The sequence below is a fragment of the Allobaculum fili genome (assembly GCF_020969955.1).
Lineage (GTDB): Bacteria > Bacillota_I > Bacilli_A > Erysipelotrichales > Erysipelotrichaceae > Allobaculum > Allobaculum fili.
The window spans coordinates 1-2,519 of sequence record NZ_JAHDSX010000083.1; the positions used below are offsets into that span (position 1 = coordinate 1).

1 protein-coding gene is annotated in these 2,519 nt (G+C 49.4%); it reads left to right on the top strand.

The features are described 5' to 3' along the window. Window positions 1–344 precede the first annotated feature (344 nt). Window positions 345–2,036 carry an ammonium transporter gene (locus tag Afil_RS10565; protein WP_304504424.1) on the top strand — a complete coding sequence of 564 codons (1,692 nt, stop codon included), beginning with the start codon at window positions 345–347 and terminating at the stop codon, window positions 2,034–2,036. Window positions 2,037–2,519 lie beyond the last annotated feature (483 nt).

Sequence of the window (2,519 nt, forward strand, 5' to 3'; positions counted from 1 at the left end):
ACTTTGGAGAAATCGATACCGAGATCGATTGCAGGGATGATTGATTCCATGAAAAAGCCTCCTTGAATAAAGGAATTATCCCAAGGAGGCGGTCGAGAAAATACCCGTCTTTTATTTGACGCTTACGCTTTTTTACCTGTATAAAATTGATTAAATCAAATAGTATCGCGGGGTTTGGGCATAGTTTGTCAAAAATATGTGAATTTCATTGGCCAGGAAGGGGGAAAAGGGAGTACTCTCTTCCCATCAGAAAACGGCAAAGGCGCCGAAACAGTTATCCAACGGCGGATAACAAGTTTCGGCGCCTTTTTCTTTTTCTAAAAAAATGAAAAGGAGGAACATATATGCTTCAGGAAGCTTTATCGCAGATCTTTCAGATCTGGTATCTGATCGGTGCCGCCCTGGTCTTCTTCATGCAGGCGGGATTCGCCATGGTCGAGGGTGGATTCACCCGGGCGAAGAACGCAGGAAATATCATCATGAAAAACACCATGGACTTCTGTCTTGGTACGGTTGCCTTTCTGCTTGTCGGCTACTCGCTGATGTGTGGAGCCGGCAATGGATTTGTCGGCTGGGGACTCCATCCGCTGACCGACTTTGGCGGCACGGACTGGTCCCTGTTCACGTTCAACCTCGTCTTCTGTGCCACAGCGGCTACAATCGTTTCCGGTGCCATGGCTGAACGTACGAAATTTCTTTCCTACTGCATCTACTCGATCATCATTTCTCTTCTGATCTATCCGATCGAAGCCCACTGGGTCTGGGGACCTGGCGGATGGCTGGCATCCCTTGGGTTTCATGATTTTGCCGGTTCGGCAGTTATTCATTATGTCGGAGGCACATGTGCACTGATCGGCGCAGCGATGCTGGGAGCACGTATTGGCAAATACGATAAGAACGGAAAACCAAGAGGTATTCCAGGTCATAACATTATGATCGGCGCCCTGGGCGTATTCATCCTCTGGTTTGGCTGGTACGGATTCAACGGTGCCGCCGCCGTAAACCAGACTCAGCTGGCAACAATCTTTGCCACCACAACCCTGGCTCCGTCTCTGGCAGCCTGCACCACAATGATCTACACTTGGATCCGCTACAAAAAGCCGGACGTAGCCTTGACTTTAAACGCAGCCCTTGGCGGTCTGGTAGCAATCACTGCTGGATGTGATGCAGTAAATGCTCTGGGCGCCTGCATCATTGGTATTCTCGCCGGTCTGGTTGTTCCATTTCTGACCTGGCTTCTCGATTACAAACTGAAAGTTGATGATCCCGTTGGTGCCGTTCCCGTTCACTTCGGATGCGGAATTCTGGGAACCATCTGCGTAGGCCTCTTTGCCTGCGGCACTGATTCAATGCCGGAAGCGGTTGGACTGTTCTATGGCGGCGGCTTCCATCAGCTCGGCATTCAGCTCCTTGGTCTGCTGACAATCGGCATCTGGACAGCCTGCACAATCGGCCTGACCTTCTTTGCAATTAAAAAGACAATTGGTCTTCGCGTATCTCCAAAAGAAGAGATCCGCGGTCTCGATATTGAGGAACACGGCCTGGCTTCCGCCTACGCAGGCTTCGCTATGGAAACCGAAGTTCTTGCTGATGACGAAAGCGAACCCGAACCCCTGTCGGCTTTTCCGGAAGCAGCTATCTCCGATGCGGTTCCTGCAGCTATTCTTGGGAGCGCGGAGAGCGGTATGCATAAAGTAGTGATTGTATCTGCCATCGATAAATTCGAACGTCTGAAAAAGGAACTCGAAAAAATCGGTATCGGCGGCATGACCGTATCCAATGTCATGGGTATGGGCGTACAGAAAGGCCAGCCTATCTATTACAAAGGCGCCGAAGTGCAGAGCCGGCTGCTGCCGAAAATGCAGGCCGAAGTCGTGGTATCCAAAGTGCCTGTAAAGGACGTTGTCGAAGCCGCGCAGAAAGCGCTCTATACTGGAAATATCGGTGACGGCAAGATCTTCGTCTATCCTGTTGAGGAAGTTGTTCGAATCTCGACCGGTGAGGCCGGTGCCAAAGCGCTCGATTACGAAAAATAATCATCTGATTCTCGTTCGGAACGAAACTTTACCAACAGCCGCAGACAGCCGAAAGAGTACAGTCACTTTCACATCTCTTTTTGAACCCTTCGTCAGTGAACTCCTTTAATTTGCACCCTTCAAACGATTCAGACGGCAGAAGATGCCGCAGCTCTTCCGGCTTGTCTCTTCAATACTCTGCGCGGCTTTGAGCATAATTCGGCCCTGGATTTTGTTCAAAGCCCAGCAGAAAAATATTGCAATCCTTTCAACATTTCATTTCTCAAATCTGTTTCTTATTCCAGGCAGAGCGGCAGCGGTTTATGCTGCCGCTCTTTTTTTCATTCATGGACCCCGCGCGCGGGATCCTATGAATGAAATGTGAAAGTCTTTAGATGATTTAAGGCACGACGAAAAGCCCTCCTTGCGAAGGGAAATTTTTCTTAGCCGTCATCATTTGTATTTTGCGTTATACCAACAATGACTTGGTTGTTTTTTCTGCCA